Annotated in this window: 27 protein-coding genes; 22 read left to right on the top strand and 5 right to left on the bottom strand. The window is 53.6% G+C overall.

Annotated elements, in window-relative coordinates; genetic code table 11:
• Positions 1 to 100: 100 nt before the first annotated feature.
• Positions 101 to 511 (bottom strand): HIT family protein, encoded by a 411-nt coding sequence (locus tag E5336_RS07410; RefSeq protein WP_135980478.1) that lies wholly within the window; start codon positions 509 to 511, stop codon positions 101 to 103.
• Positions 512 to 915: 404 nt separating this feature from the next.
• On the opposite strand from E5336_RS07410, the gene E5336_RS07405 reads away from it, so the two are divergent.
• From E5336_RS07405 to E5336_RS07390, 4 genes are read left to right on the top strand one after another with little or no spacing between them, the layout of a single operon-like run.
• The gene (locus tag E5336_RS07405) at positions 916 to 2289 is read left to right on the top strand and encodes a UDP-N-acetylmuramoyl-tripeptide--D-alanyl-D-alanine ligase (RefSeq protein ID WP_135980477.1); all 1374 of its coding nucleotides are present in this window, start codon (positions 916 to 918) and stop codon (positions 2287 to 2289) included.
• Positions 2282 to 3331: a D-alanine--D-alanine ligase family protein gene (locus E5336_RS07400; protein ID WP_135980476.1), complete on the top strand. Its 1050-nt coding sequence runs from the start codon at positions 2282 to 2284 to the stop codon at positions 3329 to 3331. The genes E5336_RS07405 and E5336_RS07400 overlap by 8 nt, the downstream gene beginning before the upstream one ends.
• Complete coding sequence (alr, locus tag E5336_RS07395; protein WP_135980475.1) at positions 3325 to 4479, top strand: alanine racemase; 1155 nt, start codon at positions 3325 to 3327, stop codon at positions 4477 to 4479. Before E5336_RS07400 ends, alr begins: the two co-directional genes overlap by 7 nt.
• A 13-nt stretch (positions 4480 to 4492) precedes the next feature.
• Positions 4493 to 5509: an acyltransferase family protein gene (locus tag E5336_RS07390; RefSeq protein ID WP_135980474.1), complete on the top strand. Its 1017-nt coding sequence runs from the start codon at positions 4493 to 4495 to the stop codon at positions 5507 to 5509.
• A gap of 62 nt (positions 5510 to 5571) precedes the next feature.
• Here E5336_RS07390 and E5336_RS07385 read toward each other — a convergent pair whose 3' ends face one another.
• Positions 5572 to 6711, bottom strand: a complete 1140-nt coding sequence (locus E5336_RS07385; protein WP_135980473.1) for an aldo/keto reductase — start codon at positions 6709 to 6711, stop codon at positions 5572 to 5574.
• A gap of 120 nt (positions 6712 to 6831) precedes the next feature.
• Positions 6832 to 8199, bottom strand: a complete 1368-nt coding sequence (locus tag E5336_RS07380) for a sodium-dependent transporter (protein WP_135980472.1) — start codon at positions 8197 to 8199, stop codon at positions 6832 to 6834.
• Positions 8200 to 8306: 107 nt separating this feature from the next.
• On the opposite strand from E5336_RS07380, the gene E5336_RS07375 reads away from it, so the two are divergent.
• The 12 genes from E5336_RS07375 (at position 8307) to nth (ending at position 17237) form a co-directional block, all read left to right on the top strand.
• Entirely contained in the window at positions 8307 to 9134 is an 828-nt protein-coding gene (locus E5336_RS07375; protein WP_168353593.1) for an HAD-IIB family hydrolase, read from the top strand.
• Positions 9135 to 9262: 128 nt separating this feature from the next.
• Positions 9263 to 10843, top strand: a complete 1581-nt coding sequence (locus E5336_RS07370) for an NAD(P)/FAD-dependent oxidoreductase (protein WP_135980470.1) — start codon at positions 9263 to 9265, stop codon at positions 10841 to 10843.
• The gene (locus E5336_RS07365; protein ID WP_135980469.1) at positions 10844 to 11368 is read left to right on the top strand and encodes a YqeG family HAD IIIA-type phosphatase; all 525 of its coding nucleotides are present in this window, start codon (positions 10844 to 10846) and stop codon (positions 11366 to 11368) included.
• The gene (locus tag E5336_RS07360) at positions 11361 to 12437 is read left to right on the top strand and encodes a GTPase (RefSeq protein ID WP_135980468.1); all 1077 of its coding nucleotides are present in this window, start codon (positions 11361 to 11363) and stop codon (positions 12435 to 12437) included. The genes E5336_RS07365 and E5336_RS07360 overlap by 8 nt, the downstream gene beginning before the upstream one ends.
• Before the next feature lies 1 nt (position 12438).
• Complete coding sequence (locus tag E5336_RS07355; RefSeq protein WP_135980467.1) at positions 12439 to 12729, top strand: YhbY family RNA-binding protein; 291 nt, start codon at positions 12439 to 12441, stop codon at positions 12727 to 12729.
• A complete protein-coding gene (gene nadD / locus E5336_RS07350; RefSeq protein WP_168353592.1) occupies positions 12726 to 13757 on the top strand; it encodes a nicotinate (nicotinamide) nucleotide adenylyltransferase in 1032 nt (343 codons plus the stop codon). The genes E5336_RS07355 and nadD overlap by 4 nt, the downstream gene beginning before the upstream one ends.
• Positions 13758 to 14096 carry a ribosome silencing factor gene (gene rsfS, locus E5336_RS07345; RefSeq protein ID WP_135980465.1) on the top strand — a complete coding sequence of 113 codons (339 nt, stop codon included), beginning with the start codon at positions 13758 to 13760 and terminating at the stop codon, positions 14094 to 14096.
• Positions 14086 to 14796 carry a class I SAM-dependent DNA methyltransferase gene (locus E5336_RS07340; RefSeq protein ID WP_135980464.1) on the top strand — a complete coding sequence of 237 codons (711 nt, stop codon included), beginning with the start codon at positions 14086 to 14088 and terminating at the stop codon, positions 14794 to 14796. Before rsfS ends, E5336_RS07340 begins: the two co-directional genes overlap by 11 nt.
• Position 14797: 1 nt before the next feature.
• Positions 14798 to 15475: a 5'-methylthioadenosine/adenosylhomocysteine nucleosidase gene (locus tag E5336_RS07335; protein ID WP_135980463.1), complete on the top strand. Its 678-nt coding sequence runs from the start codon at positions 14798 to 14800 to the stop codon at positions 15473 to 15475.
• 44 nt (positions 15476 to 15519) lie between these two features.
• Positions 15520 to 16002: a hypothetical protein gene (locus E5336_RS07330; protein ID WP_135980462.1), complete on the top strand. Its 483-nt coding sequence runs from the start codon at positions 15520 to 15522 to the stop codon at positions 16000 to 16002.
• Between the two features lie 3 nt (positions 16003 to 16005).
• Positions 16006 to 16548, top strand: a complete 543-nt coding sequence (locus E5336_RS07325; protein WP_135980461.1) for a DnaD domain-containing protein — start codon at positions 16006 to 16008, stop codon at positions 16546 to 16548.
• Entirely contained in the window at positions 16548 to 17237 is a 690-nt protein-coding gene (gene nth / locus E5336_RS07320; RefSeq protein WP_135980460.1) for an endonuclease III, read from the top strand. The genes E5336_RS07325 and nth overlap by 1 nt, the downstream gene beginning before the upstream one ends.
• 19 nt (positions 17238 to 17256) lie before the next feature.
• Here the strand turns inward: nth and E5336_RS07315 are convergent, their stop codons facing one another.
• On the bottom strand, positions 17257 to 18459 hold the full coding sequence (locus E5336_RS07315; protein ID WP_135980459.1) for a hypothetical protein: 1203 nt from the start codon (positions 18457 to 18459) through the stop codon (positions 17257 to 17259).
• Between the two features lie 287 nt (positions 18460 to 18746).
• On the opposite strand from E5336_RS07315, the gene E5336_RS07310 reads away from it, so the two are divergent.
• The 6 genes from E5336_RS07310 (at position 18747) to E5336_RS07285 (ending at position 24873) form a co-directional block, all read left to right on the top strand.
• Positions 18747 to 19769 (top strand): hypothetical protein, encoded by a 1023-nt coding sequence (locus tag E5336_RS07310; protein ID WP_135980458.1) that lies wholly within the window; start codon positions 18747 to 18749, stop codon positions 19767 to 19769.
• Between the two features lie 153 nt (positions 19770 to 19922).
• Positions 19923 to 20405, top strand: a complete 483-nt coding sequence (locus E5336_RS07305; protein ID WP_135980457.1) for a PTS sugar transporter subunit IIA — start codon at positions 19923 to 19925, stop codon at positions 20403 to 20405.
• Between the two features lie 12 nt (positions 20406 to 20417).
• Positions 20418 to 21254, top strand: a complete 837-nt coding sequence (locus tag E5336_RS07300; RefSeq protein ID WP_135980456.1) for a PRD domain-containing protein — start codon at positions 20418 to 20420, stop codon at positions 21252 to 21254.
• Positions 21255 to 21327: 73 nt separating this feature from the next.
• Positions 21328 to 22761, top strand: coding sequence for a PTS transporter subunit EIIC (locus E5336_RS07295; RefSeq protein WP_135980455.1), 1434 nt, complete (start codon positions 21328 to 21330; stop codon positions 22759 to 22761).
• A gap of 81 nt (positions 22762 to 22842) precedes the next feature.
• Entirely contained in the window at positions 22843 to 23595 is a 753-nt protein-coding gene (locus E5336_RS07290; RefSeq protein WP_135980454.1) for a ChbG/HpnK family deacetylase, read from the top strand.
• Between the two features lie 87 nt (positions 23596 to 23682).
• Positions 23683 to 24873 carry a MupG family TIM beta-alpha barrel fold protein gene (locus E5336_RS07285; protein ID WP_168353591.1) on the top strand — a complete coding sequence of 397 codons (1191 nt, stop codon included), beginning with the start codon at positions 23683 to 23685 and terminating at the stop codon, positions 24871 to 24873.
• A 135-nt stretch (positions 24874 to 25008) separates the two neighbouring features.
• Here E5336_RS07285 and E5336_RS07280 read toward each other — a convergent pair whose 3' ends face one another.
• Entirely contained in the window at positions 25009 to 26568 is a 1560-nt protein-coding gene (locus E5336_RS07280; RefSeq protein ID WP_135980452.1) for an ATP-binding cassette domain-containing protein, read from the bottom strand.
• Between the last annotated feature and the right edge of the window lie 8 nt (positions 26569 to 26576).

Here is a 26576-nt window from a genome sequence, read left to right as displayed (position 1 = left end):
TCTGACATCTCCAATAATGGCTTTATCCAAGCGTTACAAACTTTTTGTAAGAACCGATCAGCAGCCAAGCTGATCTTTTTCTTTTAAAAAAAAATCCGGTTTATTCAACCGGACGGGTAATGTTGGCGACAAGCTGATCGAAGTCGAACGCACCGATCTCGCCGAATTGGAATTTGACGTTTTCTTTGGCAGAATCTTCATAGCGCGGAATCAAATGAACGTGGAAATGCGGAACGGTTTGGCCGGCCGCTTCTTTCGCGTTGGTCAACACGTTGATTCCGTCGCAGTTTAAATTCGACATAAGCTGGCGGGCCAGCTTTTGCGCGACGTCCATCACATGATGAAGCGTGGCGGGATCGCAGTCCAAAAACGAGTCGATATGCGCCTTGGGCACGACGAGGGTGTGGCCGTAGCTCGTTGGCGCGACGTCTAAAAACGCGATGACCTGGTCGTCTTCATACACGCGCTTGGCAGGAATGGTGCCGTTTGCGATTTCACAAAAAATACACATTTTCTCTCTCCTCCTGAATGCCGCCTTAAACGATGAAAAGCCAGGCTAAGGGGAGGCCTGGCTTCTCAAAAATTAAGGGGATAGAAAATAGTATGAATATCATTATATGACATCATACCGGCAAGGCCTTCTATTTCCTTGCTTGATTAACAGTATAGCATAAGGCGGGGAATGATTTATGTGAACTTTATGGGAAAGTATGTGAATCGAAGCAAATGGTTGTTTTTGTGGGGAGATAGACCAAAAAAAAGGATTTTTTTTGCGCTTTTCGACCGAAAAAATAAGAAAAAGCCGATTTTATCGACAGAAAGCAGCAAAAATACGGGAAAAATGACATCGAAGATTGGTCGTCCCATTTCCCGTGCGCTGTGTTATAATAACTTCCAAATGGAGGCTCATAAATTATGATCAAAAAAACGATTTCTGAAATTGCCGGACTCATGCAAGCGCCGGTGTATGGAACCTATAAAGAGGACACGACAGTGGAAGGCGTCGTGATCGACTCCCGGCAAGTGCGCCCGGGCAGTTTATACGTCCCGATCCTCGGTCAAAAAGTCGATGGGCATTCATTTATCGAGCAGGTGGCGCAAAACGGCGCCGCGTTGGCGTTTTGGCAAAAGGACCATACGCCATACCCGGATCAGTTGCCGCTGATTTTGGTTGAAGACACGCAGCAGGCGCTCGCCGCGCTGGCGAAAGCGTATTTGGACACGCTGCATCCGCTTGTGATCGGCGTGACCGGCTCGAATGGAAAAACAAGCTGCAAAGACATGCTGTATAGCGTGTTTTCGCAAGAAAAAAAGACGCAGAAAACGCAGGGAAACCGCAACAACGAAATCGGTTTGCCGCTGACGGTGCTCGATTTTGACGAAGACATCGAGGTGGCCGTTTTGGAAATGGGCATGGAAAACAAAGGGGAAATCGCGGAGCTTTGCCAGATCGCGGCGCCCGATATCGCCATCATCACGACGATTGGATCGGCCCATATGGAAAATCTGGGCGGTAAAAAACAAATCGCCGAAGCCAAATGCGAAATTTACGACGGACTGCGCCCGGGCGGGCTTTTCCTCTACAACAAGGACTGCCCGGAAATCGACGAGGTTCTTCGTGAAAAGTCGCTGGACCGATCCAAGACGATTCGCTCGTTCGGGAAAACGGGCGACGGGAAAATCGTTTCCGGCATCGCGTATAAAGCCGGCGGCATCGAGTTTTCGACTTCGCTGCTGGACGGAAAGATCGCGTTGCGCGCCCTGGGCGACCACCAGGCGATGAACGCGCTGCCATGCATCATGGCGGCCAAGGCGTGCGAAATCCAGGACGAGTCCATCCAAAAAGGACTGGCCGAACTGGAAATGACGAAGATGCGCACCGCGCTCACACAGCTTGGCGCCGCGCGTGTTTTGGACGATTCCTACAAGTCGAATCCGGAAAGCGCCCGGGCGGCCATCGACACGCTGATGGCTATCGACGGAAAGAAACACGTGGCCGTGCTCGGGGACATGCTCGATCTGGGCCGGCAGGAAAACGAGCTGCACGGGCAAATTGGCGCGTACGCGCGCGAAAAAGGCGTCGACCTGCTGTACGCGTTCGGACCGCTTTCAAAACACACCGCGCAGGCGTTTGGATCGGGCGGAACGTGGTTTGAAACAAAAGAGGAAATTGTGGATCATCTGTCTTCGATGCTCGAAGACGATGTTGTGATATTGATTAAAGGAAGTCGGGCGATGAGCATGGACTCGATCGTCACGCAATTAAGTGGAGGATTTAAAAATGTCTAAATTGAAGTTGGGAGTCGTGTTTGGCGGCCAAAGCAGCGAGTATTCGGTATCGCTGCATTCGGCGGGCAGCTTTTTGCACCAGATCCATGCCGACCAGTATGATATGACGTGCATCGGAATCGACCAGACCGGTCATTTCTTTTTGTACACCGGACCGGTCGAGGCGATCGAGCACGATGAATGGAAAAAGGAGGAGTACGTCCATCCTTGCGCCTGGGTGCACAAGGGAATTTATGATCTGCAAAACCAGATCTTCATTCCTCTGGATGTCATCTTCCCGGTGCTGCACGGCAAAAACGGCGAAGACGGCGCGCTGCAGGGCATGTGCGAAATGATGAACATCCACTATGTCGGATGCGATATTTTGTCTTCCGCCATGTGCATGGACAAGGAAATCATGCATATTTTATGCGACGAGGCGTCGATTCCGTGCGCGGATTACGTGTGCCTGAAAAAAGGACAGCCGCAGCCGACGTTCGCGCAAATCCAAGAGCGGATCCCGCTGCCGTGGATCGTGAAGCCATGCAACGCGGGCAGCAGCTACGGCGTGCATTTTGTGGAAGACGAGGACGGGTTCGCCGCGGCGTGCGAAGACGCGTTTTTCTATGACGGCCGGGGAAAGATCCTGGTGGAAAAAGCGATCGACGGCTTTGAAATCGGCTGCGCGGTCATGGGCAACGAAGTCGTCGAAACCGGCAGCGTGGACGAAATCGAGATCGAAAGCGCGTTTTTCGACTTTGAAGGCAAGTACGCGATGAAAGGCGCCGAAATCCACTGCCCCGCCCGCCTGGACGATGAATTGTTCGAAAAGGCGCGGCTGCTGGCCAAAGACGCGTACCGCGCGATGGGCTGTACCGGACTGGCGCGCGTCGACATGTTTGTGACTGGCGGCGACATCGTGCTCAACGAGCTGAACACGATTCCGGGCTTTACCGCGACCTCGCGCTATCCGACTATGATGCAGGAAGCCGGATTGGGATTCAGCGACTTGATTGACCGGCTCATCGCGCTGGCGATGGAGCGTCAGGTGAGCGCATGCTAGAATCGTACAGCCGCGCGTGGTGCGAAATCGACCTGGACGCCATCGCGCACAATGTGGAAGAAATTCAAAAACTAGTGGGCCACACGAAGATCATGGGTATCGTCAAGGCGAACGCCTACGGCCACGGGGCGCTGGCTTGCGCCCAGGCGCTGACGCGATGCGGCATCGAGATCTTTGGCGTTTCCAGCATCGACGAGGCGATCGAGCTGCGCGAGGGCGGCATCGAGGCGGATATCCTGATTTTGGGCTACACGCCGCCCCGTCATTTTGACAAGCTGGCGGAATACGGCTTGATTCAGTCGCTTGTTTCTTGCGCCTACGCCAAAAAGCTGGAACAATACGGCGAGGCGAACGACGTCGTGTTTCGGGCGCACGCCAAAATCGACACGGGAATGAACCGCACCGGAATCGTCTACCAGCCCGATCACAAGCATTTTGACGAGCTGAAAGACGTGTACCGGCTCGACCATGTACGCGTCGAAGGCATTTTCAGCCATTTTCCGGTGAGCGACGATTTGGGCGAGGACGCCTTGTCGTTTACGAAGCGTCAAATCGCCTTGTTCGACGAAGCCGTCGAGCGGCTGCGCGCCGAAGGCATCGACCCGGGCGCGCGCCACATCCAAAACAGCTATGGCATTCTCAACTACCACGATCTAGGCTACGACTATTGCCGGCCGGGGTTGTTATATATGGGGGTGACAAGCGACGACGCGATCGAAATCAACAGCGCGCCGGACTTTATTCCGATTTTATCCGTATGGGCGAACGTGAGCGTCGTCAAATGGCTCAAGCCGGGGGAAACGGTCAGCTACGGCCGTCATTTCAAGGCGGAAAAGCCGACAAAAATCGCCACGATCTCGATTGGCTACGCGGATGGCTTGCCGCGTCTTGTTTCCAATCAGGGCGTCCAGGTGCTTGTCCATGGCGTGCCATGCCCGCTGGTCGGAAACGTGTGCATGGATCAGTGCATGGTCGATGTGACCGCGGTGGAAAACGTGCAGGAAGGGGACGTCGTCTGTCTGGTGGGCGAGCAAAACGGCCACAAGATGACGATCGACCGCTTGTCGCGGCTGGCGCATACGATCAACAACGAAACGCTGTCGCAAATCGCGGCCAGAATGCCGCGTCTGAAAAAAAGAGAACAATAAACAAGGGGTGAAAATGAGGGGAAAACAATACGCGGCGATCGACATCGCCCGCTACGTGTCCGCGCTTCTTGTCGTCTGCATTCATGTGTATCCGTTTGCGGGCATCTCTGAAACGTTCAACACGTATTTTATTCAAACGCTTTGCCGGCTTGCAGTGCCGTTTTACTTTGTGGTTTCCGGTTTTTTCTTCTTTCGGAAATGGGATCCGGACGAGGAGGAAGCCAACGAGGCGCACTTCAAGCGATATGAATGGCGGATCCTGAAGCTGTATTTGATTTGGTCCGTCATCTACTTGCCGTATGTGATTTGGAACTACGCCAGCCAGGGCTTCTCGTTTCTGGATGTGTTCGCGTACATCCGGGATTTTGTGATGACCGGAAGCTACTATCATTTATGGTTTCTTCCCGCGCTCATCGTCGGGATGTGGATCGTCTACATGAGCTACACCCGCAAAGGGCTTGGCTTTACGCTGAAGCTGGCGCTGGCTTTGTATTTGGCTGGGTATTTGATCAACGTGTACGCGCCGCTTTGGGAGAAGCTGCCGTACGTGTCGATTCTTTACGGTTTTTTCACAAAGACGATGGGCACCGCCCGCAACGGCTTGTTTTTCGGACCGATCTATTTGGCGCTGGGCCTGCTGCTGGCCAGAACGAGGCGCCTGCAAGTCCGGGCGAGCATGCTGGCGTTCCTGATTTCGTTCGTGCTGCTCGTGGCGGAAGTGACGCTGTATATCCGCCTTGGCATCATGTACGATTTAAGCTGCATGTTCCTCATGCTCGTGCCGGCGACGTACTTTCTTGTCAACGGGCTGCTCGCGGTACGCATGCCGTACCGGCGGCAGTACACGATTATGCGCTACGACTCCTTGCTGATTTACACGTCGCATATCTTGTTTGTGCGCATCTTGTTTTTGCTGCTGCCCGATGCCAATCTGGTCGTCTACTTCGCGACGCTCGCCTTGTCGCAGCTGTTCGCCTCTTTGGTCGTGCGCGGCAAGGAGCGGTTTCCGGTTTTGAACAATTTGATTTGATCCCGTTTATCGGGATCTTTTTTTCTTGGAAGTAAAAAAAAGCACAGACCGCGCTGTGCTTGCTATTTTCCAAAATGGGCCGCCACCTCTTTAAGGTGTTCGATAATCGGCAAATGCTGCGGACAAACGCCTTCGCACTGGCCGCACGCCACGCAATCGCTCGCCTTGCCGAAACTTTGCGTGAGCCGGTCGTAGTATTCGCCTTGCGGGGTCCAGCCTTTTTCTTCAACTTCCTGAAGATCGGCGTTGTACAAGGAAAAATACTTAGGAATGTTGATGCGCATCGGGCATCCATCCGTACAATACGAGCAGCCCGTGCACGGCACGGCGATCGTTTCGTTGATGGCGTCGGCCGCTGCTTTCACGATTTGTTCTTCGGCCGGCGTGAGCGGCACAAAGTCTTTCATATACGAAAGGTTGTCTTCGAGCTGTTCCGGCGTGCTCATGCCCGAAAGCACCATCGCGACGCCTTCCTGGCTGGCGGCGAACCGGATCGCCCAGCTTGGAATGGAAAGCTCGGGCGCGTGGGCTTTCATGGCGGCTTCCGCTTTGGCCGGCAGCTTCGCGAGCGTTCCGCCCTTGACCGGCTCCATGACGATGACCGGCTTGCCATGTTTGCGGGCCACCTCCAGACATTGTCTGGATTGGATGCCGGCGCTGTCCCAGTCCAAATAGTTCAGCTGGAGCTGCACGAATTCCATTTCCGGATGCGCGCGCAAAACCTGGTCGAGAACGTCGGCGGTATCGTGGAACGAGAAGCCAATGTGCCTGACGAGGCCTTTTTTCTTTTTCTCGACGATCCAGTCAAAGCAGTCCAGGGCGGTGTATTTTTCAAAGTGGTCCTTTCCCATGTCGTGAAGCAGGTAATAGTCGAAAAACTCGACGCCCGTCTTTCGAAGCTGCTCGTTAAAAATACGATCCCGGTCTTCTTTCGTATGCAGGAAGCCGGCATGTAGCTTGGTCGCCAGCGTGTAGGCGTCGCGCGGATGGCGCTCGACCAGCGCTTTGCGGACGGCGTTTTCGGACTCGAAGCCGCAATACATCCAGGCGGTGTCGAAATACGTGAAGCCGCTGGCTAAAAAGGTGTCGACCATCCGGCTCGTTTGGGCCAGGTCGATGCTGGCGGCGTCGTCCGGATCGGTCAGGGGCAGCCGCATCAATCCAAAACCGAGTTTTTTGGGGGAAGGAAACAAAGATTCCATAAACATTTTCCTCTTCTTTCTTTTTCTCTTTTATTGTAGGATGGGCGCGGCAGATTCTCCAATATTTCTTTGGCATACGTTTCCATTCGCGCAAGGAATAAAAAAGATGCCTTATGGCATCTAAGCAAGAAAAGGAACGAGTCCCAAAACAAACACGACGAGAATCACGCAAGGCAGGACATAGCGGCAGTAGTTTTTCATCCAGGGTTTGACTTGCACGCCCTGTCCCGTGTTGGCTTCCTTTTGAAACGCTTCCCAGCCCCAGCCCTGGCTCCAGGTGCAAAACAGCACGAAGACAAGCGAGCCCAGTGGCAGCATGATGTTGGAAACGAGGAAGTCCTCAAAGTCCAGAATCGTCGTTCCGGCGCCGAGCGGCGCGATGTTTTCAAGCACGTTGAATCCAAGCGCGCAAGGCAGCGACAACACGAAGACGACGACAAGGTTGACCAGACACGCCTTCTTGCGCGGCCAACCAAACAGCTCCATGGTGCTGGACAGGATGTTTTCAAACACGGCCAGAACCGTCGAGAGGGCGGCAAATGACATGAAGACGAAAAAGAGCGCGCCCCACAAGCGGCCCAGTGGCATGTTGTGGAACAAGTTGGGCAGCGTGATGAAAATGAGCGACGGGCCTGCGCTTACTTCCACGTTGTACGCGAAGCAGGCCGGAATGATAATCAAGCCCGCGGTAATGGCCACGAACGTGTCCAGCAGGGCGACGTTGATGGACTCGCCCATGAGCGCGTGGTCTTTGTCGATGTAGGAGCCAAAGATGGCCATGGCGCCAATGCCCAGCGACAAAGTGAAGAACGCCTGGTTCATGGCCGCCACGATGACGTTGAGGGCGCCGGCTTCCTGAAAGCGGCTCCAGCTTGGCAGCAAGTAAAAGGCGAGCCCTTCCTGGGCGCCGTCAAGAAACAGCGAGTTGACGGCCAGCACGACCATGATGGCCAGCAGCGCCAGCATCATCCATTTGGTGATGCGCTCCAGTCCGTTTTGCAGTCCGAGCGCGCACACGCCAAATCCGATGGCGACGACAAGACCCATGAAGAAGACGAGCGTCCACGGGTCCTGGTTCATGGCCGTGAAGTGGGCGGCGACGGTTTCCGGGGTGGAGAAGTCGAGCCGGCCGGTCGCCATGTCGACAAAGTATTTGAGCATCCATCCGGCGACGGTCGTGTAAAACATCATAAGCAAGTAGTTGCCGGCGATGGCGAACTTGCTGTGGTGGTGCCACTTCGAGCCTTTGGGCTCCAGCTCGTTGTACATTTTCGCGCAGGAGCGTTTCGCGGCCCGGCCCATGGAAAATTCCATCGTCATGACCGGGATGCCGAGCACGACAAGGAAAAACAAGTAAATCAAAATAAAAATCGCGCCGCCGTTTTGCCCGGCGACATATGGAAATTTCCAGACGTTGCCGATGCCGATCGCGCAGCCCGCCGACAGCAGGATAAAGCCAAGTCTGGAACCAAGTTTTTCGCGTTCCATAAAAATTCCCCCTTCTTTTTTATTCGTATTCCATCTTACCATAACGAAAACCAAAAAGCGGCGGAGAATTTGTATTTGCGCACGGAAAAATGCGGTACAATGAAAGCATGGAAAAAAAAATAAAACTCATCCTGCTCGACATTGACGGAACGATCGTCAACTCGAGCTGGGACATGACACCGCTCACCAAACAAACCTTGACCAGGCTCCATGCCGCCGGCATTTTGCTTGGGATCGCTTCCGGCCGTCCGGTCGACGACATTTCGTTCCATTTGAAAAAGTGGGATTTGCCGTTTGATTTTGATGTGCTTGTCGGCTTGAACGGCTGCGAAGTCCAAAACAACGTCACCGGCGCGTACTCGATTTCCCACGAGCTCGACTGCCAGCGCTTGAGAACCGCCGTCACCTTGATGCAGGACCACTTCGACTGCATTCCGTTTTTGTATCGCGGCCCTTTGATCCACGCGCTCAAAGTCGATGAAGTCATTCGCACCTCGGCGCTCAAGTCCGGCAAGCAGCCGGTAGAAGTCGACCTGGACACCTTGTGCCAGTCGCCGTGCGTGAAAGTGATGTTTCGCACGAAGGACGGTCAAACCGTCGCGGAGATGGAACGCTTTTTGCAGGACACACCAACACCGGGATTGAAATGGTTCAAGACGCAGGAAACGCTTATGGAAGTGTCCGATCCCGACGTGTCCAAAGCGCTTGCCCTCCCCATCTTGTGCGCGCAGCTCGATTTGCCGGTTGAGGCGATCATGGCGTGCGGCGACACGACCAACGACAACGAGATGCTTTCGCAAGCCGGCCTTGGCGTCTGCCTGGCCAACGGCACCGACGACACGAAGGCGTGCGCCGACGAGATCACGGCGATCGACAACGATCACGACGGCCTGGCGCGGCATTGGATGGAACATCACCCGGAACTGTTCGACTAAACGAAAACACCATGCGGTTTTGGCAGGACGCGCATGGTGTTTTTATGGTTTTGTCATCAAAGCTGGCAAAGCGCGTGAAAACAAGCGCCTTTTTTTGTCGAAAGACGGGTTGGTGTTATAATGAATCCATGATTCGAGTACATCAAATAAAAACAAGCAGCCGGCAGCGCGAGGACATTCGGGCCGCCCTGCTCCAAAAACTGAATATGCCGGAAGCCGACTTGATCGACTTCCACTTGTATCGGCGAAGCGTGGACGCCCGCGGGCACCACGTGACGTTTTCATGGACCGTGGACGCCAAGGTGCACCACGAAAAAAAGTATTTAAAGCACAAGGATGTCGTCAAAAAGCCAAACGAGCGCTTTGATTTCGTCCCGAAAGGGAACATCCCGTTGACGAACCGGCCGGTGGTCGTCGGGTTTGGCCCGGCGGGAATGTTCGCCGCGCTCGTGCTCAGCCAGCAAGGCTATCGCCCTGTCGTGATCGAGCGGGGCTCCTCGATCAAAAAGCGGCAGGCGGATGTGAACCGGTTTTGGAAAGAAGGCGTTTTGGACCCCGAAAGCAACGTCCAGTTTGGCGAAGGCGGGGCCGGCGCGTTTTCGGATGGCAAGCTGACGAGCCGGACGAAAGATCCGCTGCTTCGAAAGGTTTTGGAGGAGCTGGTTCATTATGGCGCCGATCCCGACATTTTGATCGATGCCTATCCGCATATCGGCTCGGACGCACTGGCCGGCATTATCGAGCGCATGCGCGACGACATGATCAAAATGGGCGCGACGTTTCTTTTCGACACGAAGGTCGAGGACGTCGTGACAGAAGAGGGGGCGCTTTGCGCGCTGGTCGCCAACGAAAAGACGATCGACTGCCAGGCGTGCGTGCTCGCGATCGGGCACAGCGCCATGGATACGGTGCACGCGCTATACGAAAAAGGCATGCGTTTGGAAAACAAGCCGTTTCCGATTGGCGTGCGCATCGAGCACACCCAGGCGTTTATCAACGAGGCGATGCTTGGCGATTTCAAAGACGACCCGCGCCTCGTTCCGGCCCGGTACACGCTGACGGAAATGACGTCCAACCATAAAGGGGTGTACACGTTTTGCATGTGCCCGGGCGGATACGTCATTCCAAGCGCCGCCCAGCCCGGACAGCTTGTCGTCAACGGCATGTCATACGCCGATCGGGCGGGCACGAACGCCAACAGCGCGCTGCTCATCCAGTGCGACGCGTCCGATTATGGGACGAATTTGTTCGATGGCGAGCGATTCGTGGAGGCGCTGGAGCGCAAGGCGTACGCGATGACGGAAAACTACAAGGTGCCTGTCCAGCTCGCGTCCGATTATTTGCGCGGGCAGACGAGCGACCATTTGGAAGGCGTAGAGCCTTCGTACGCTTTGGGCTATTCGTTTGTCGACTTGAACACGCTCTTTCCGCCGCAGCTCAATGCCTCCCTCCACGAGGCGCTGGAGGCGTTTGAACGCAAGGTTCCCGGCTTTGTTTCGTCGGGCGCCGTGCTGTCCGCCATCGAGTCCCGAAGCAATCCGACGGTGCGGCTCGTGCGCGACAAGGAAACGCGGATGAGCAGCTTGTCGGGCGTGTATCCGTGCGGCGAGGGCAGCGGGTACGCGGGCGGCATCGTGACCAGCGCGATCGACGGCATCAAGAGCGCCCAGGCGCTCATGGATCGCTTTGCGAAATGTGAGGTAAAATAAATGCGTTTATTCAAACCGGATTACTATGTCCGCAATTTTGAAAAAATAAATTTGGACCGTCTGAAAAAAAGAGGAATCAAACTTCTGCTTTGCGACATCGACAACACGCTGGTCGCCTACAACGACCCGGATTCGAACGCGAAGGTGAAGCGTTTTTTGCGCGACGTGGAAGCCCATGGCATCCAGGTGGCGCTGTGTTCGAACGCCGCGCCGGCCAGAGCCAAGCGGTTCGCGCGCGATCTTGACGTGGAAAAAGTGTACTATCTCTCGTTCAAGCCGCTGGCGCGCAACATGAAAAAAGCGATGCGCCACTTTCACGTTTCGCCAAGACAGACGGCGCTGCTCGGGGACCAGCTGCTGACGGATATGCTTGGCGGACATCTGGCGGGGGTGTACACGATTTTGACCGCCCCGATCATTGAAAAGGACAAACTCGACACCCGGATCAACCGGTTTTTCGAAGGGTTCATCTATCGGCATTTTGAAAAAAACAATATTTTGAAAAAGGGGGATTTTGATGACTAAATACTGCAAAGGATGCGGGGCCCGGCTCCAAAACGACGATGAAAACGCGATTGGCTATGTGCCGACGCTGGATTCGTCGTATTGCCAGCGGTGCTATCGCATTCGCCATTATGGCGACGTGACGATCAACTTGCAGCAGGGAATCGAATCGAGCGAGACGTTTGAAAAAATCGACCGTCTGGAAGGCGTCGTGTTTTGGGTCGTGGACTTGTTCGCGTTTGAATCGAGCCTGATTTCCCGGCTGAACCAAAAGCTGCCGGGAAAAAAGATCGTGCTCGTGCTTACGAAACGCGACGTGCTGCCCAAGACGCTCACCGACCGCAAGATTTTCGATTTCGTGGACGAGCGTCTGGCCGAGGAACACATTCGGGTGGAAGCCAAAATCATTTTGGGCGGCTTGCTCAAAGGCGGCGAGGAGGCAAACGCGTCGATGGCGACGCTCGACGAAGCCATACACCGTTACGCCGCGCATCAAAACATCATCTTTATGGGGGTCGCCAACTCGGGAAAATCGACGCTGATCAACCGGCTGCTCGCTTCCAACGACTTGACGACTTCGCGCAATCCTGGAACGACGATCGACGTGGTGACGATTGAAAACGGCGACCATATCCTTTACGACACGCCCGGCATCGAAGATCCGCACAGCGTGCTCACCCACGTGGAGCCCAAAGATTTGAAAACGCTCATTCCAACGAAGCCGATTCGACCGCTTGTGACCCAGATTTACGAAAACCAGTCGTTCGCGGTGGGCGGTCTGGCCCGCATGGACGTGTATACAAACGGCAAGGCGACGGTCGTGGCTTACTTTTCGCGCAGCCTGAGCGTGCATCGTGGCAAAGTGGAGAAGGCGGACGCGCTGTGGCAGCGCCATATTGGCGGCATGCTTTCGCCGACGCTGGATTCGTCGCCAGATTCCATGCAGGTGTACCAGGCGCCCGCTTTTGACGGGAAGCTCGATGTCGTCATTCATGGAATCGGCTGGTTTTGCGTGTCGGGCGATATTAAGGAAATTTACGTAAGAGTGCACAAAGGCATCTTTGTGACGTTTAGAAAGGCAATGATTTAACATGTTGAACAATCAGGATAAAAAATATTTAAGAGGACAGGCGCAGGAAATGAGCGCCCTGGTGCAAATCGGAAAATCGGGGCTTTCGATGAATTTGTACGAGTCGCTTGATCTGGCGCTGGAAGCGCACGAGCTTGTGAAAGTCAGCTTGCTCAAAACGGCGCCTCTTGACGCGCGCGAGGCGGCGATCGAATGCGCGGCCAACACGCATTCCGAAGTCGTCCATCTTGTCGGCCGGACCTTCGTGTTGTACCGGCGCAGCAAGGAAAACAAGATGGGATTGAAAAAATGAGGCATGTGGCGCTGCTTGGCGGATCGTTCGATCCGATCCACCGCGGTCATTTGACGATGGCGCGCACCGCCCTCGAACAGCTGGGCGCGGATGAAGTGTGGTTCATCCCGACGTACGAGACGCCTCTCAAAGACCGCGTGCTGACGAGCGACTCGCATCGTCTGGCGATGATTGCGCTCGCGATCCAGGACGAGCCGCGTTTTCGCTGCGATCCCATCGAGGTCGAGCGCGCGGAAAAATCGTACACGATCGACACGCTGCGGGAGCTGACGGCCCGCTATCCGGACACGAAGTTCACGGTTTTGATTGGCGCCGACCAGGTCGCGCAGTTCGACCGGTGGCGCGACCACGAACAGCTGCTGGAGCTGGCGGACGTCGTCGGCGTGGAGCGGGAAGGAAGCGTGGGGGCCAATCCGTGCGGCTTGCCTTGCGTCAAAATGGAGGCGGTGCCGGTGTCCTCGTCGATGGTTCGGCTTGGTCAAGGCTTGAATTATGTCGACCGGCGCGTTTTGGATTACATTTACGCGCATCGGCTGTATGTGAAGGATTTTATTAAGTCGCGGGTGCATGAGCACCGGTATTTGCATTCGTGTTCGGTGGCGGATCTTTGCGAGCTGTTCGCGCTGGAAAACGGATACGATCCGACCAAGGCGTATTTGGCGGGGCTGTTCCACGATGTGTGCAAGGAGCTGGCGCCTAGCCAGATGCGGGCGTGGATCAAGGCGATCGCCCCCAAGTACCTCGACGCCCATCCGGCGATTTGGCACGGCTTTGTGGGCGGACAGGTGGTGCGGTCGGTTTTCTTTATGGATGACTGGCAAATCGCCAACGCGATCCACTGGCACGTCCTTGGTCAAAGCGGCGATCCGTACGCGATGATGGTGTATTGCGCCGACAAGCTGGATCCGCTGCGCGGGTATGACAGCTACGACTTGATCGAGGAATGCAAGCGCGATATTTACAAAGGGTTTGAAAAAACCAAAGCGCAAAACGACGAATATGTGAAAAAGAAGGAGAATCGGAAATAAATGGATGTATTGAATATCGTATTGAACGCGATTTCGGAGCGGAAAGGCGAAGCCATCGACGTGTATGACGTGCGCTCGCTCACGCCGTTTCTGGATACGATGGTCGTGGCGTCGTCATCGAATTTGCGGCAAAACAACGCGATCGCGGCCAACATTCGCGACCGGCTCAAGGAAGCCGGCTACACGGGCGAGATTCGCGAGGAAGGCATGAAGGAGTCGAAATGGCTTTTGATCGACTTGAAGGAAATCGTCGTGCATTTGTTTGTGGGCGAGGAACGGAACGCATACGGGCTGGATCGTTTGTATGCCGACGTTTTGGCGGAACGCTATGATGTATAACACGCTGGCGCGCTACTATGACGCGCTGGTCAAAGACGACGAGGCGACAAAGGCGTATGTGGACTGGATCGAGTCGTTCCATCCCGGAAAGAAAATGCTGGAGCTGGCGTGCGGTTCGGGGGAAATCACGGAACGGCTGGCGCGGGTCGGGCACCGGCTGGACGCGCTGGATTTAAGCGCGGACATGGTGGAGCAGGCGAAACAAAAAGATCCGGAACGCCTGATCGGGTTTTCCGTGCGGGACATGCTCGATTTGACGGGTTTGCCAATGTACGAGGCGGTGGTGTGCTTGTGCGACAGCTTCAACTATCTTTTGGAAAAGCAGGACGTCGCTCGTTTTTTCGAACAGGTGGCCGGCCATATCGAGGCGGGCGGCTTGTTTTTCTTCGACACGCATGCGCTGGACCGGCTGGATGAATTCGCGGACGAGTTTAACGAGACGGGCGCCTTTGAAGACGGCGTCCAGTACCAGTGGTCGATTATGGCGGAGGACGACTTCGTGTATCAGGACTTCGCATTTTATCTCGCGGATGGATCGGTGGTTCAGGAGCATCATATGCAGCGGGTGTACGCCCCGCGGTTTTTAGAGGAGGCGCTCGAGCCGTGGTTTGACATCGTGTCGGTGACGAAGGATTTCGACGTGGAAGGCATCGCGGCGGGCGAGAAGTATTTTTTTGTATGCAAAAGGAAAAGAGGATAAAATGATTGGAATCATTTGCGCCATGGAGGAGGAGCTGCAAGCGGTCCTCGCCCATGTTAAAGAGGAAAAACAAGTACGGACCGGTACGACGCGGCTGCATTACGGCACGCTGAACGGGCAGGCGATCGTCGCCTGCCTAAGTGGTGTCGGCAAGGTGAACGCGGCGATGGCGGCCACGATCGTATGCATGGAGCCAGCTGTCGACCTGGTGATGAATGTCGGGGTGGCGGGCGGCTTGCGGTCCGGCCAGCACGTTTGCGACCTGGTGATTTCCGACGCGCTCGTGCAGGCGGATTTTGACTCGAGTCCGCTCGATGGCGAAGAGGGGATCGGCTTGCGGTTTCCAGTTCGGCCCGAACTGGTCCGGAAGGCGTCGGCGATTGCCAGACAGCTCGATATTCCGTACCATGTGGGGACGATCGCGACGCAGGACTTGTTCATGGCCCGTCCCGAGGATTTCGCGAAGCTGATGGATCGGTTTCCGCAAAGCGCGTGCGCGGAAATGGAAGGGGGCGCCGTCGCGCAAGTGGCGATCGCGTTTGAAAAACCGGTTTTGGTGCTGCGGACGTTGTCGGATGTCGTGCACCATGCCGACAATCCGATGGAATTTTCAAAGTTCGCGGCGCTGGCCAGCCGGCAGGCGGCCGATGTGATCGCGGCGTGGTGCGCGCAGGCGTAAGGAGGGAAGTTTCTCTCCTTTTTTTTCTATGCTATAATGGGCCCATGGCAGTGCTAAAGAAGAAAACGAAAAAAAGAGGGGGTTCCTCGTATTACGGGTTCCCGATGACATTGACGCTGGTGTTCACCTTTTTGTTTGTGTTCGCGCTTTTATGGTCGTTGTTTATTAGCGGCCCGGCGCGGGTGCATGACGAGCAGCTGGCGAAGGCGTACGCGACAATCGAAAAGAAGGTGCCGGGCATTCAAGGGCTGCGGCAAAACATATTCGACTATGTGACGTATCAAGGCTATACAGAAGACACGCTGTACTGGTTCGACCAGAAGCTTGACGAAATCACGACGCGGGACATCGGAACGCTGGACTATGAAAAAGCGCGCGAAATCGCCCAAAAGGAATACGGGATCGAGCCAAGCACGGTGGAGCTGACGTTTGGATACAACAGTCCATGCTATGAAGTGATCGGATCGGATCGAATGCTTTTGCTCGACTACGACACGTTCACCCGGGTTTATGAAAGGCAGGTATAGAGGATGGCACAAAATATTGACTGGTCCGCGCCCTGGATCGACCAGTGCGCGTGGATCTTTTCTAATTTGGAGAATTTGACGCTGGACGCGAAAGAGGCGCTTATCGTGCTGCTGATCGCGCATTACAACCGGCACGACCTTCCGATTTCGACGGAGGCGTTCGCGCAAAAGGCGAAAATCAGCGAAGAGGAAGTGGATACGATTTTTCAGATTTTGTCCACGAAAGGGTATTTGACGATCGACTTTGTGAACGGAAAAGTCGTGTTCTGTCTGGACGGGCTCGTACGGATGACAAGAGTGCCTGGAAAACAGCTTTCCAAAAGCTTGATTTCGGAATTCGAGGATGAATTCGGACGCGATCTGAGTCCGCAGGAAATGCAGAAAATTTTAGATTTGTCCGAAAAATTCACGGAGCGGCAGGTGATTTGCGCGTTGAACGAGGCGTCCGTCTACAACAAGCGCAATTTGACGTACATTGAGAACGTGCTCATTTCCTGGAGCAACAAGGGGCTGAGCACGGAAGATATCGAAAGCGGGATCCGGTAATGACGGGTAATGAGATCGTCGAAAAAATCGAAACGATTTTTCCGGACGCGCAATGCGAGCTTTTCCACGACTCGACGTTTCAGCTGGTCGTGGCGGTGATTTTGTCGGCGCAAACAACGGACGCTTCCGTCAACAAAGTGACGCCGAAACTGTTTGAAGCGTATCCGGACGCGCAAAGCCTCGCCAAAGCCGAGGCGGCGGATGTCGAACCGTACATCCGCTCGATTGGTTTGTATCGTTCGAAAGCGAAAAACATCGTTTCGATGGCCCGGGATTTGATGGCGCGGTTTGACGGCGTCGTGCCAAGCACGTACAAAGAATTGCAGTCGCTGGCGGGCGTGGGACGAAAGACGGCCAATGTCGTGCGCAGCGTCGCGTTCGACATTCCAAGCTTCGCGGTGGATACCCATGTGGATCGGGTGAGCAAGCGGCTTGGCCTGGCGAAGTTTGGCGACACCGTGGAGAAGGTGGAGGAAAAGCTGAAGCGAAAGATCGACCGGGACCGTTGGAACCAGGCGCATCACGATTTCATCTTTTTCGGCCGCTATTTTTGCACGGCGCGCAATCCGAAATGCGAAGAATGCCCGTTTCAGTCGTTTTGTAAAAAAGAGGGTCTGGAAGCGTATAAAAAGAGCGAAAAACAGCGGCTTTCCAAAAAAAATGAACAAGCAAAAACCGATGGCGAATGATTCCATCGGTTTTTTTTGGTTACTGGCTGTCGGCACCGCCTTCCGGTGGCGTGATTGGATCGACAGGAGTTGGTTCGGTCGATCCTGAATTTCCCGGATCGGTCGTTCCCGAGTTGCCTGGGTCGGACGCGCCCGGATCGGTCGTTCCTGAATTACCCGGATCGGATGTTCCCGGATCAGTCGTTCCCGAGTTGTCTGGATCGGATGTTCCCGGATCGGTCGTTCCCGAGTTACCTGGATCGGATGTTCCTGGATCGGTTGGTGGATAGTACGTTCCCGGGTTGTAGTAGGATGGTTCCTGATATGCTGGTGTTTGATTCGAGGCGTTTGTTTCCGGCTCGGCCGCCTTTGGCTCGGCTTCGGTTTTGGTTTCGGCCGGGGCGCCTTCCGGTTTGAACGTTTCCGGATCGAAGTATTTTTTACCGTCCGGTTTGGTGTAGGAAATCGCGTTTTTCAGCGTTCCTTTTTCCTTTTGGAGCAAAATCGTCTCGATTTCCTTTGGTTGCGGCGCGATCGAGATGGATGTCTGGGTTCCGCTGTTCAGGGCGTCCCAGGTTTGCTGGCTGAGCGGAACGAGTCCGTCCACCATGGACGAGAGGGTTCCGCCGTTGGCGACGTCTTTGGCGCTGACGACTTTCACGTTGACTTCCTGTTCCAAAATTTTGCCGTTTTCGCAGATGGCTTTGACTTTGATCGTGTTTTCGCCCGGCTTCGTGATGTCGACGGCGTCGGTTTCAATGCGGACCGGATCGTTCGCAATCGCGAGGAAGTAGTTTGCCAAGTCGAAGTCGATGGCGTCCTGCTCGACGACGACAAGTTCCGGGAAGCCGATGAAGCGCGGATTGTCGGTGGAATCGACTTCTTTGACGACGAGCTTGGAGCTGACTTTTTGATCGCCTCGAACAAGCGTGATGGCGTAGGTGCCGGGTTCGAGCGCGTCTTTTCCTTTCGTGGTCACTTTTTTCGTCGTAGCGTCGTAGGTGTATTTGGACGAATCGCTCAGCAGCGGGCTTTCAATCGTGATGCCTTCGGCATCGGATTCCAGAAAGAGCGCGGGTTCCAGACGGATGGCTTCGCCATACGGAACTTCCACTTGTTCTTTGGCTTCGATCGTGTCTTTGGGCAGGAACATAAAAAAACCGATAGCGGCCAGAATCGCGACGACGCTTAGACTGATCCCGACAATTAGGTTTCGTTTGCGAATCGAACTTGTTTTTTTCATTACATTCTCTCTCCTCTTACTTTTATAATTTTCTTGGTTGATTTTCTTTTTTCATTATATCAGAAATGGGGGAGGATTTTGGGAAAAATCAAAACTTGTATGGAAGAGAAAAACAGAAAAAGGGGAAATGGTATGGAGGGGTTGCGTCTTTTGGCCAAGTTTGACATAATAGAAAACGGAATTCCATTTTTTTAAAATTTTTTTTTCTTTTCGATCCACTTGGATCCAATTTCATCGCACTTAATTATGATTATGAAGGAGGAAATTTTCTGGATAAAGACAGAAGTTTGAAAGCACTCCTCTCCATCAAAGAAATTTTCGCGTCTTTGGTGAACACGTTCGTGTTTGACGGGACGCCAAAAGTAAAACCGGAACAAATCGTTTTTTTGACTATGCAGGGAAAAATCCATCGAAACGGGATGTTTCGGTATTTTGACCGGGATACGCTCGCTCTGGTTGTGGACGAAGAACGCAGGCCCTGGTTCCTGATTGGCTTTGAAAACCAGACGGGGATAGATCCGGATATGGACATTCGCAATTTGACGTACGACGCGACGACGTGGCACTGGATGATGATGAAGATCCGGCAAACCCGTAAAAAAATTCGTTGCGCGAAAAAAAGCGGACGGGAAATCCATCTGGAGCCGGATGACTTGTCGTATCGGATCCCCTGTGTGACGATTGTGCTTCATTATGGAAAAAAGGAGTGGAAACCGCGCACGTTGGCGCAGTCAATGCCGCAAAATGACTGTGAAAACTTGAAACGATTGAGCGCGGATTATAAAATAAATGTAGAGAATATCGCTTTTTTGACGGCGGAGGTTTTAGGGTATCTGCATGGTGATTTTCGGGCGATCGCCCGGTATTTGCAGGCGCAAAGACTAGGAACGGAAGCGGACTTTTTTGTGGGCGATCCCGACATGAAAATCATGTACTGGGAAACGCTGGAGGTTTTGAAGGCGTTTAGCGCGGACCGGATCGTGGAGTCCGTGCTGGATTCGCTCATTCAATCGGAAAAGACCGAACCAACGAAAGGAGGTGTCGTGATGGCGGGGGCATTCGAGCAGTATATGAACACGGTGCTGGAAGAGAAGATGGAGAAGGAAAAGAAAGCGTGGCTTTTGGAGAAGCAGCGCTGGGACAAAGAGAAACGAAATAGAGATGAGGAAATCGGCGAGGCGGTTTCGACCTTTGTGATTTTGGCCCAGCGTCTTATGCTGGAGGAAGGACTCAGCGCGCAGGAAGCGTGCGACCGTCTTTTGCTGAAGGGGAAGCTGCGCGAAAAGATCATGAAGTTTTTGTTTCACTAATTCGGAAAAAGGGATTGACAACGCTTACATCAGGCGTTAGGATATAGCCAGAAATAAGGTTTGTAACTCCTTGGAGGCATTACCTGTGATTGACGAAGGTCAAATGCATGGTGAATGTTGACGGGGAGTTTTTTTTACGAAAAAGGAGGGTGTATGTTTGGGTTAAAGAAAAAGGCGGAACCGCCAAAACGGTCGAAACTGGTCGTGGCGGCTCCATTGAGCGGGGAACTTATTGATTTGTCGAGTGTGAACGACGGGGTGTTTTCAAAAAAGATGATGGGTGAAGGCTTTGCCATCAAGCCGGAAAACGGGCGGGTCCTCGCTCCCGTCGCGGGGACGGCGGTCACCGTTTTTCCGACCGGACACGCGGTGGGCATCCGGACAAAAGACAACGTGGATGTGCTTGTCCACATCGGACTGGATACGGTAAACTTGAAAGGAGAAGGGTTCAAGACGCTCATCCAGGAAGGCGACGAGGTGCGAATCGGGCAGCCAATCGTGGATTTTGATCAAGATGTGATCGAGAAAAACGGATTCGAAACGACGACGATGGTCGTTTTTACGGAAGGATTCAAACGGCCAATCAAAGTGAATCCGAAGCAAGTCAAGGCGGGTGATGTGCTGATTCAGGCTTAGAAAGGGAAGACGATGCGGATTATTAAGAAAATCAACAACAACGTGGCGATCGGACTGGATCAAAACGAAAAGGAAGTCATCGTGTTTGGAAAAGGCGTTGGGTTTCCGGCGATTCCTTACGAGTTGAACGACCTTTCGAAAATCGACCGGACATACTATGATATTGATCCTCGCTACTATGATTTGATCAACAGCGTGGACGAGCGCGTGCTGTTGTTGTGCACGAAAATGATGAACGTGGTTTCGACCAAAATCATCGCGGAATGGAATCCCAACCTCGTCTTTATTTTGACGGACCATATCACGTTCGCGCTGGAACGCTTCAACAAAGGGATGGCGATCCAGTTTCCCTACTCGGATGAAATCGAGCAGGAGTATCCGCAGGAAAACAAGCGGGCGTACTGGATCGTGAAAAACGTGAACCACAACTTTCGGGTGAAGATGCCTAAAGGCGAGATCACATGCATCGCGATGCATTTAATCAACAACCAGATCGGGGACAGGAAAGGGAAGACGGAAACGGCGTCGCAGCGGTCGGACCGGATCTTGAAGTTCGCCATCGCGACGATCGAGCACGATTTCGGCATTCAGATTTCCCGAAAGGATTTAAACTACTACCGGTTTAAAAACCACATCGCCTATTTTGTGAAGCGCAAGGACCGTCACGAGGAGTTCAAAGACGAAACGAGCGACTTGTTCGCCCTGATGATGGAAAAGTATCCGGATTCGTTCAAGACGGCGATGAAGATCAACGATTTTTTGAAGGAAGAATATTCCGCGGATTGTTCGCAGGACGAGATCCTGTATTTGATGATCCATATCAACCGATTTATTCAACGAGGATTGTAACCTGGAAAACAGGGCATGACCCAAAAACTTTTAATGGTGTTTTTGGGTTTTATTTTTTAGGAGGAAAAGAAAGATGGAAAAAAACCAGCAAATCGCGGCAAGCGTTTTAGAGCTTGTGGGCGGGAAAGAAAACATTTCGTTTGTGACGCACTGCATGACGCGGCTGCGCCTGAATTTGAAAGATGAAAGCATCGTGGACGACGAAAAGGTAAAGAAAATCAAAGGCGTGCTGGGCGTCGCGCATTCGGGCGGCCAGTACCAGATCATCATTGGGCAAAACGTGCCAAAGGTGTACAAGGCGGTGTGCGAAACGGGCGGCTTCCAGCAACATGCCGCGATCGAGGAAAACCTTGATCAGCCTAAGGAGAAACTGACGTTGAAAACGATCGGATCGAACATCATGAACTATATGTCGGGCGCGATGACGCAGCTGATTGGCGTCATGATCGGAGCGGCGATGTTCAAAACCGTGCTTGTTTTGATTGGGCCGGACATGTTAAAGCTCATTAGCGCCGAGAGTGACACGTACTTGCTGTTGAACGCGATTTACAACGCGTTCTATTACTTTCTGCCGGTATTCCTCGGGTATTCGGCGGCCAAGAAGCTGGGCGCCAACGTCACGCTAGGCATGATGATGGGAACGTTGCTGCTGGTGCCGGATTTTGTCAACTTGATCGGAACAAAGGAGTCGATTTCGATTTACGGCTTGTTGAGCGCGCCGGTGCAGTCGTACGCGCAATCCGTTTTGCCGATTTTACTGGCGGTCGCGATCATGAGCGTCGTGGAAACGTTCTTTAAAAAAGTCGTTCCGGATGTGTTGTCGACGATTTTTGTGCCGACACTGACCCTCGCTGTCATGGTTCCGCTTCTGTTTTGCGTCTGTGGTCCGATTGGCGGCTATATTGGCGCGTGGGTAGGCGATTTGCTGATTGGCTTTGGCGATGTGGGCGGCTTTGTCGCGGTAGCGGTTGTCGCGGCGCTGTGGGAGTTCCTTGTCATGACGGGCATGCACGCGGTGCTGATTACATTCGCCATTACGACGATGCTTCAGACAGGAAGCGATTCGTTTGTGCTTGTTGCCGGAGGAATCGCGACATGGTCCGCGTTCGGTATGGCGCTGGGCGCGTTCTTTAAGCAAAAAAACAAAGAGGAAAAAGCGGAAAGCTTTGGATATTTCGTGTCGGGTATTCTTGGCGGTGTGACCGAGCCGGTGCTGTTTGGTGTCGGCATGCGCTACAAACGACCGTTTCTGGCGCTGCTTGGCGGTGGCCTGCTTGGTGGCTTGTACGCGGGGATTACGCATGTAAGTACCTATGTGCTGGGCGCGACGAACTTTTTGTCAGTCCTTGGCTTTGTGGCCGGAGGAACGAGCAATTTAGTCAATGGCATCATCGCTTCCGTGCTTGGCATGCTGGCAACCGCGGTCTTGACGTACATCTTAGGGGGCTTCGAGGAAGAGGACGAAGTGGAAAAGGCCGAGGAGCTGGAACCTGTATTGGAAATTTAATCCAAAGACGGGCCGCGGAAGAAACATTCTTCCGTAGCTCTTCTTATTCGATACAATAAAGGAAAAAAGGAGAAAAGGAAAATGAAGCAGATTTTAGTAAGAGCGGACGATTTGGGCTATTCGCGGGGTGTGAACTACGGCATTATGGACAGCGTTCGGCATGGTATCGTGCGGTCGGTGGGACTGATGCCGAACATGCCGGAAGCGAAAAACGGGTTTGATTTGATCAAGGATCTCGATGTGTGTATCGGACAGCATACGAACATTTGTGTGGGGAAACCGCTTTGCGATCCGAAGGATATTCCATCGCTTGTGGACGAAAACGGCAATTTCAAAAGCTCAAAGACATATCGTTCGGCGAAAGAGGATTTTGTCGACCTGGAGGAGGTCGTTTTGGAAATCGAAGCGCAATATGAAAAATTCAAGGAAATCACGGGCAGAAAGCCGGGCTACTTTGAAGGACACGCGGTGGCAAGCGACAACTTTTTCAAGGGACTGGAAATCGTGGCGAAGCGGCATGGCTTGCACTATTTGGGAATGAGCTTTAGCGGACCGGTTCCGTTTAAAAACAGCTGGATGGCAAGCAATTTTCATTTCAACGACAAAGATTACGACCCGTTTGAAACGTTGAAGCGGATGGCGCTGGCGGACTATGACGAGAATGTCGTTCCGATGATGGTGCTCCACCCGGGCTATTTGGACGCGTTTATTTTAAAAACATCCTCGCTGCTCAAGCCAAGAACGCTGGAAGTGCAAATGACGATAGATCCGGACGTCAAACAATGGCTGAAAGACAACGACGTGCAAGTCATATCGTATGACGAGGTGAAGTAAAAAACATTCCGGCGTTAGGAAAAGATTTGTTCCCTTCGCTTTGGATTGTTCTTTATAATGAATCCAAAGAATAAAGGAGAAACGAACATGAAACTTGGATTGAGCGTGTATCCGGAACAGGAAACACTGGAACAAATCGAGGCGTATTTGACATTGGGAGCGAAATACGGCTTCGACACGATTTTCACGTCCATCTTTTCGGTCGATGGAACGCGAAAGGAAATCGTGGATTATTTTAAAAAACTAACGGACATCGCCCACGGGCTGGGGTATGTGGTCGACGGCGACGTCAACACGTGGTTTTTTGAAAAGATTGGCGCCAGCTATGACGACCTTTCGGTCTTTAACGAAATGGGCATTGACATTCTTCGGATGGATGGTCCGTATGGGGACGAGCGGGACGCGGCACTGATCAACAACCCGTTTGGCATCCGGATCGAATACAACACGTCGATGATTCGCGTGGTGGACAACGCGCTGGCGCACGGAGCGGAAAAAGAGCGGATCTCCACGTGCCACAACTTTTATCCGCAGCGCTATACGGCGCCAAGCTATGAGCAAATCAAAGGGATGAACGCGCATTTTCACAAGCTGGGCATTCCGGTCGCGATGTTTTTGAACTCGCAGGTGGAAGGAACGCATGGCCCGTGGCCGGTATCGGACGGGCTGCCGACAATCGAGGAACACCGGGATATGCCGGTGAGCGCCCAGCTCAAGCACATGCTGGCGATGAAGACGATCGACCTGGCGCTGTTTGGCAACGCGTTCGCCAGCGAGCAAGAGCTGGAAGCCGTGGCGCGGGTTTTGGACAAGGCGACGGTTTCTTTAAAAGAAGTGGATCCGAAAATGGCGCGCGCTTTGCGAAGCATGTACGCGATGCATGGCAAGACCGTGCCAAAGGAACAGCTCGTTCGCATTCCTTTTTTGATTCACGAGGAAGAAGGATTGAGCGAGGCGGAAAAGGAGCGGTTGTACTTTGGCTTTCACGCCGATCTGGGCGATTGTTTGAACTATATGCTACGTTCCCGGTTGAGCCGGATGGCGTGCGGCAAAGAGGAAATCAAACCGCGCGTTTGCGACAAGCCGATGTTTGAGCGTGGCGACGTCGTCATCGTGAATGATCACTTACGCCATTATGCGGGCGAAGTGCAAATCGTGCTGAAGCCGATGAAAAACGACGGCCAGCGCAACTTGCTGGGGTATGTCGACGCGAGCGAGGAGGAAATCTTTGATTTGATCGAGGCGCTGGATTTCTTCACGTTTGTGAAAGCGGAATAGATACTTTGGGACAGTGCAAGCTGTCCTTTTTTGCGCAGAAATTAAAAAGTCCCTTGAAAAAGTGTAAATTGCGCGTTTTTGGTGCGGGAGGTATAGAAAAAGAAATCCGTTTCGCGAAATCCGATTTCCTTTTTCTCAATCTTCTTTTCTTTGCACACGCTGGATCGTTCCCCGTTCCATGAAGACGATCGCATCGTAAAGCGCCATATTGGCCGCGACCGGTTTGTGGCAAATGGAAACCATCGCCAATTCGGAACATTCCACAAACACGCGTTCAATGGCCGCGGTCGTTTGCGTGTCCAGCGCGGAAAACGCCTCGTCCAGCAAAAGCCAAGGCCGTCGCTGGTACAATGCCCGGGCCAGCTGGATGCGCTGGCGTTCGCCGCCCGAAAGAACGTCGTGATCCAAACGCAGCCTTTGGTTTGGATCCAAATGGGAAAGTCCAACTAGATCCAAAACCTCGGCGAGCCGGTTTTCGTCGCGTGGTGTATCCAGACAAATGTTGTCCGCCACGCTGTCTGGAAACAACGGCGCGTCCTGCTCGACGATCGAACAATACGCGTGAAAGTCGGGCAGCGGCGGATCGAGCGCGATGTCGCCTTTGATCACGTTGAACAACGTCGTCTTGCCGCAACCCGACGGGCCGACGATCATGACCTTTTCATGAGCGCGGAACGTGAAGTCGATGTCATGAAGAATCGTTTTGCCCTGGATGACGAGCTTGTCGATTTGAACCGGGATCGAGTTGGGATCCTCACTTGGAATGGAAGAGGAAACCGCTCGATCGCGCAACGCCAAAAACGAGGCGAGGATCGGCGCGTTGGATACAAGCCGGTTGCGAATCGTCGAAAAGTTGATGACCGGATTCGTGATCGTGTTGGACACCTGCATCGCGCTGACCGCCAGGCCGGCCGCCGCGCCGCTTCGCAGCAGAAGTCCGCACAAAAACACCTGCCCGAAAAACAACACGTAGCCGATCTCGAAATTGATCGCATCCAGCCTGGCCAGAAGAAGATGATTGGCGTATATCGCGTCCGCGCCGGCGTGAATCGTCTTTCGCAACGTGTTTTGTTCCCGCTTTTCCAAATCGTAGTTTTTGATGACCGAAAAGTTGTGGTACATTGTCTGGACGCGGGCCAGCCACTGGCTCTGCTGGTCGAGTACCGCCTGCTGGCTTGCCTTCAGCTTCGTTTGAAACAGCGCGTTGAAACCGACCATGACGATACTGCCCGCCAGCAAAAAGCAAAGGATCAGCGGGGAAAGGGTGAAAAAGTACACGCAGCCAAATACGAAGTTGACGGCCAGCCCCATCGCCTTCAGCAACGGCGTCATGTACTGGTCCATGAGCGTGTCCATCTGGGTGGACAGCTTGTTCAAGTAGGCGTTCAATTCCGTTTGGTGAAATGTTATGTTCGACTCGGCCAGGTACGCCTGGATCGCGCCCTCGAGCAAAGTCACCCGCGTCTGGCGCTTCGCTTTCTCCATGATCCGCTCCCGGCCGTACTGGGCGATGAAATGCAAAACGATGAACCCGGCGCACATCGCGTAAAAGCGAAGGCGGTTCAAATCGGCGATGTGGTCGATGAGCAAGCCGAACACGACGGCGCTTCCGAGTTCCACGACGGCCGCCAGCACGAGCCAGAAAAAAATTTGCGCGAGCAGGCGATTTTGATGAAAAAACAGTCGACGAATCATAAAGTCTT

Source organism: Dubosiella muris (assembly GCF_004793885.1).
Taxonomy (GTDB): Bacteria; Bacillota_I; Bacilli_A; order Erysipelotrichales; family Erysipelotrichaceae; genus Dubosiella; species Dubosiella muris.
Note: the sequence above shows the minus strand (reverse complement) of the source record. Positions and strands in the feature narration are given on the sequence as shown.

Bases quoted from the DNA above. Each gene is read 5' to 3' on its own strand.
- E5336_RS07410 (WP_135980478.1), bottom strand. From the start codon at position 511: ATGTGTATTTTTTGTGAAATCGCAAACGGCACCATTCCTGCCAAGCGC.
- E5336_RS07405 (WP_135980477.1), top strand. From the start codon at position 916: ATGATCAAAAAAACGATTTCTGAAATTGCCGGACTCATGCAAGCGCCG.
- E5336_RS07400 (WP_135980476.1), top strand. From the start codon at position 2,282: ATGTCTAAATTGAAGTTGGGAGTCGTGTTTGGCGGCCAAAGCAGCGAG.
- alr (WP_135980475.1), top strand. From the start codon at position 3,325: ATGCTAGAATCGTACAGCCGCGCGTGGTGCGAAATCGACCTGGACGCC.
- E5336_RS07390 (WP_135980474.1), top strand. From the start codon at position 4,493: ATGAGGGGAAAACAATACGCGGCGATCGACATCGCCCGCTACGTGTCC.
- E5336_RS07385 (WP_135980473.1), bottom strand. From the start codon at position 6,711: ATGGAATCTTTGTTTCCTTCCCCCAAAAAACTCGGTTTTGGATTGATG.
- E5336_RS07380 (WP_135980472.1), bottom strand. From the start codon at position 8,199: ATGGAACGCGAAAAACTTGGTTCCAGACTTGGCTTTATCCTGCTGTCG.
- E5336_RS07375 (WP_168353593.1), top strand. From the start codon at position 8,307: ATGGAAAAAAAAATAAAACTCATCCTGCTCGACATTGACGGAACGATC.
- E5336_RS07370 (WP_135980470.1), top strand. From the start codon at position 9,263: ATGATTCGAGTACATCAAATAAAAACAAGCAGCCGGCAGCGCGAGGAC.
- E5336_RS07365 (WP_135980469.1), top strand. From the start codon at position 10,844: ATGCGTTTATTCAAACCGGATTACTATGTCCGCAATTTTGAAAAAATA.
- E5336_RS07360 (WP_135980468.1), top strand. From the start codon at position 11,361: ATGACTAAATACTGCAAAGGATGCGGGGCCCGGCTCCAAAACGACGAT.
- E5336_RS07355 (WP_135980467.1), top strand. From the start codon at position 12,439: ATGTTGAACAATCAGGATAAAAAATATTTAAGAGGACAGGCGCAGGAA.
- nadD (WP_168353592.1), top strand. From the start codon at position 12,726: ATGAGGCATGTGGCGCTGCTTGGCGGATCGTTCGATCCGATCCACCGC.
- rsfS (WP_135980465.1), top strand. From the start codon at position 13,758: ATGGATGTATTGAATATCGTATTGAACGCGATTTCGGAGCGGAAAGGC.
- E5336_RS07340 (WP_135980464.1), top strand. From the start codon at position 14,086: ATGATGTATAACACGCTGGCGCGCTACTATGACGCGCTGGTCAAAGAC.
- E5336_RS07335 (WP_135980463.1), top strand. From the start codon at position 14,798: ATGATTGGAATCATTTGCGCCATGGAGGAGGAGCTGCAAGCGGTCCTC.
- E5336_RS07330 (WP_135980462.1), top strand. From the start codon at position 15,520: ATGGCAGTGCTAAAGAAGAAAACGAAAAAAAGAGGGGGTTCCTCGTAT.
- E5336_RS07325 (WP_135980461.1), top strand. From the start codon at position 16,006: ATGGCACAAAATATTGACTGGTCCGCGCCCTGGATCGACCAGTGCGCG.
- nth (WP_135980460.1), top strand. From the start codon at position 16,548: ATGACGGGTAATGAGATCGTCGAAAAAATCGAAACGATTTTTCCGGAC.
- E5336_RS07315 (WP_135980459.1), bottom strand. From the start codon at position 18,459: ATGAAAAAAACAAGTTCGATTCGCAAACGAAACCTAATTGTCGGGATC.
- E5336_RS07305 (WP_135980457.1), top strand. From the start codon at position 19,923: ATGTTTGGGTTAAAGAAAAAGGCGGAACCGCCAAAACGGTCGAAACTG.
- E5336_RS07300 (WP_135980456.1), top strand. From the start codon at position 20,418: ATGCGGATTATTAAGAAAATCAACAACAACGTGGCGATCGGACTGGAT.
- E5336_RS07295 (WP_135980455.1), top strand. From the start codon at position 21,328: ATGGAAAAAAACCAGCAAATCGCGGCAAGCGTTTTAGAGCTTGTGGGC.
- E5336_RS07290 (WP_135980454.1), top strand. From the start codon at position 22,843: ATGAAGCAGATTTTAGTAAGAGCGGACGATTTGGGCTATTCGCGGGGT.
- E5336_RS07285 (WP_168353591.1), top strand. From the start codon at position 23,683: ATGAAACTTGGATTGAGCGTGTATCCGGAACAGGAAACACTGGAACAA.
- E5336_RS07280 (WP_135980452.1), bottom strand. From the start codon at position 26,568: ATGATTCGTCGACTGTTTTTTCATCAAAATCGCCTGCTCGCGCAAATT.